Origin of the sequence: Methylocystis sp. (genome assembly GCF_021731785.1) — a bacterium.
Lineage (GTDB): Bacteria > Pseudomonadota > Alphaproteobacteria > Rhizobiales > Beijerinckiaceae > Methylocystis.
Map to the genome: position 1 here is coordinate 1 of NZ_JAKFWS010000148.1, position 3226 is coordinate 3226.

The 3226-nt window shown below is 61.9% G+C and carries 3 protein-coding genes; 1 reads left to right on the forward strand and 2 read right to left on the reverse strand.

Annotated features, from left to right (window positions below):
- On the reverse strand, window positions 1–1362 hold a 1362-nt coding region (locus tag QZ964_RS19540; protein WP_292533715.1), incomplete at its 3' end, for a multicopper oxidase domain-containing protein.
- Between the two features lie 218 nt (window positions 1363–1580).
- Here QZ964_RS19540 and QZ964_RS19545 point away from each other — a divergent pair.
- Window positions 1581–2594: a TonB family protein gene (locus tag QZ964_RS19545; protein ID WP_292533723.1), complete on the forward strand. Its 1014-nt coding sequence runs from the start codon at window positions 1581–1583 to the stop codon at window positions 2592–2594.
- 147 nt (window positions 2595–2741) lie between these two features.
- On the opposite strand, the gene QZ964_RS19550 is transcribed toward QZ964_RS19545, so the two are convergent.
- Window positions 2742–3226, reverse strand: a 485-nt coding sequence (locus QZ964_RS19550; RefSeq protein ID WP_292533725.1) for a PAS domain-containing protein, incomplete at its 5' end; no start/stop codon positions are given.

A 3226-nucleotide genomic window follows, 5' to 3' on the forward strand; every position in this document is an offset into this window, starting at 1 on the left:
CCCCATGCCTCTGCCGCCCATTCCCATTCGGCCCCGCATCATGCCGCCGCCCATCATCTCCATCTGGCCCATGCCCATGCCCGTGCCGCCTTGCTCATGGAAAATGTCGATGAGCTGCGTCGTGTCGACAGGGATGTGCTCGCGCGGCTGGATGTCGTCGTGACCATAGGGGCGGCCGTTCAGGAACATCGCCATATGCGCCATGGTGATCGCGATCGGGATCGGATCGCCGAGATTGGCGATCTCTTCCTTTTGGAAACGCCGTATCGTCGAGAGCTTTTCCGGCAGCTTCCACGTTTCGTTTGAAGCTTTCGTCACCCGCGCCGTAAACAGGGGGAATTCTTCCCCCATGAAGAGATCGCTTCCCATCATGCGCTGCGCCATCGGCGGAATAAGTCCGTAGAACTCTCCGCTCAGCATGGTCAGCTTCGCGCCTTGCGGACGACCGCTGAAATCGACGAGGAGATCGACGCGTTCGGCGGGGGCAAGCATCACATAGGGCCGCGTCTCGGCCTTCTCCAACAGTCCGCCGTCAACGCCGATCACGGTCAGCGGCGTGCGATCGTCCCAACACAGCTTGTAGATGCGCGCGTTCGATCCGTTGAGAATCCGCAGGCGGTAGGGGCGGCTCGCGACGTCGAGCGTGAAATTGCATCGTCCGTTGACGAGCACGCGGTCCCCATAAAAACCGAACATGCGCGTATGCATGTCCCCGCCATAGGCGAGCTGATTGTCACCGTCGAACGAGCGATCCTGAATGACGAGCGGGATTTCGAATTCGCCGGACGGCAGTCCGAGCGCACGCTCCTCCTCGTCCTCGACGATGATCGCGCCGGCGAGGCCACGATAGACCTGGGTCGCTGTCTTTTCGTGGGTATGCGGATGATAGAAATACATACCGGCGCGATTGCGGACCTCGAATTCGTAGACGTAAGTTTCGCCTGGATCGATCGCCGCCATCGGATGGCCGTCCATCAGCATCGGCACATGCAGGCCGTGCCAATGCGTGATGGTTTCTTCCGGCAATTCGTTTCGCATCCGGATGCGGACCTTCTGTCCCTTAACAAAGCGGAGCAGCGGGCCGAGATAGGTGTCGGGCAGCGCCGTCAGCGTATTTTGCGGCCCTTTGATGAGATTGCCGACATAGCGCCACACGCGCGTCGGTCTTCCCGTCAAGATCGGCGTCTCGTCGGGCCTGCAGATCAGATCGAGTTCGACCTCAGGATTGAAGGCTTCGGACGCGCGGTTCGGCGCGATCCGGCGCATCGCATGGCCTTGGCCGTAGGCCGAGGCGCCGATCGCCGCCGCCGCGCCGGCGCCCAACATAAATCCCCGGCGCGACACGCTTCCAAAGCGCTTCATGCATTTCCCCCTCAGCGGCGTTCGAGCGCCGCTTAAATTAGAAGCACCTTATATATGAACGTCTCTTCACTTTGATAACTGCGGCAAAAGGCTCACCGTTTTGCGGGGGCGCGTTTTTGCCCAAAGGCGGTTATAATTTCCAACGTGGCGCGGCCGGATCACCCCTTCAGGTCGATAATGCAAGCAGCGGCGGCGCTGGAGCTCGGCTTTCCATCGCGATGAACGACAGCAGCGGACAGCGCGCGATCAGCGCGACCTTGGCCGTCGAATTCCTTCGGCGGCGCCGCGCGGCCGGCATACGCCCGCGCTTTCTCCTATTTCTGCTGCTGGGCCTGCTGGCGCATATCTGCGTGCTTGCCTTCCTGCTCTGGCAGGACTGGCGCTTCGCCCGCGAAGCGCCGCCCCCCGCCGAGGAAATCCCGGTCGAGGTGATCAACGAGCCGCCGCCTGCGGCTGCGCCAAAGCAGGAGGAGCCGCCGCCCCCCGAGCCGGAGAAGCCGCCGGAGAAGAAAGAAGAGCAGAAAAAGGCGCCGCCTCCGCCGCCAATGGAAGACGAAAAGCCGGCCTTCGACGCCCCGGAGGCCGAGAGCAAGACCAAGTCCGACGTCAACGCGCCGGAGGTCAAGGACCTCAAGACGCCGAAAAACGAGCCCGAGAAGAATAACGTCGCGCCTAAGGACGAGAAGCCGCAGGGCATGAAGGAGGGCGAGGACGAGGCGGGAAAGGCCAAGGCGCCGGAGGAGGTCAAAGAGAAACCGCTCGAAGACAAGAGCGACGCCGAAATCATCGAACAGGCCGCGCCGGAAAAGACGCCACAGGAGAAGCCCGACCCCAATGAGAAGGGCCTGGTGAAGAAAGGCGAAGCCAACTCGATCGCCGACCAGCTCGCGGCGCTCGCGCCGATACCGGACTACAAGCTCGCGGCGCCGCGTAAGCCATCGCCGGTCGGCGGCGGCCACGCCAAGACGACCTATCTGACGATCCTCTACGGCCTTATCATGCCGCACATGCGGATCCCGCCGCGCGTGAGGGGGAGCGGCGTGATCGGCAGGGGCGCGATCGTGTTCTACATCGACGAGATGGGCAATCTCACCCATCAGGCGGTGCACCAGCCGAGCGGCGCGCCCGATCTCGACGCCGCCGCGCTCAACGCGGTGCGCCGCGCCGCGCCCTTCCCGCCGCCGCCGCGCGGCCTGCCGCATTCGATGCTGTTCAGCTACGCGACGAAATGATCCTGAACGCCGCCCGTTCCTAGGCAGGAACTGTCTCTTGGCGCGTTGTCGCTGCTTTAGTATCCCGCCAGCTGTTGGGGAAATCGGGGCCATAACTGGTTCAGCGGCGCGTCCATTCCAGAGAACGACCGCCGACAGCGCTTGCATTCAAGGAAACCGCGATTCTCCTGCGACGTTGAGCTTCTCGGTCAGGCTCTTGATCTCCTCCTGGGCGCGCACCTGTTCGGTGATGTCATATTGAACGCCCAGGAAATAAACGACATTGCCCCGTTCGTCGAAGAGCGGCTTGACGACAAGCCGGTTGTAGAACAGATCGCCGTTCTTTCTGTAGTTGCGCAGCGTTACTTCAACAGGCTCAGCCTTCTTGATCGCAGCGCGGAGCGGGTCCAGTTCTGGCTGGTCCCGATCTTTCCCCTGCAGGAAGCGGCAATTGCGGCCAACAATTTCTTCCTGCGGGTAGCCGCATATATCTTCGAACGCTTTGTTCGCATAAACGATCGGCGAGTCCTCAAGGTCGGGGTCCGTCAGCGTCACGCCGTTCACGCATGAATCCAGGATCTGGGTCAACACGCGCGGGATGACGCCGCTGTCCTTTTGGACGATGAACATATGTTTTCTCCCTGGTTCTTTTT

Excerpts from the sequence above, each read along its gene's own strand:
- QZ964_RS19545 (WP_292533723.1), top strand. The coding sequence starts at position 1,581 with ATGAACGACAGCAGCGGACAGCGCGCGATCAGCGCGACCTTGGCCGTC.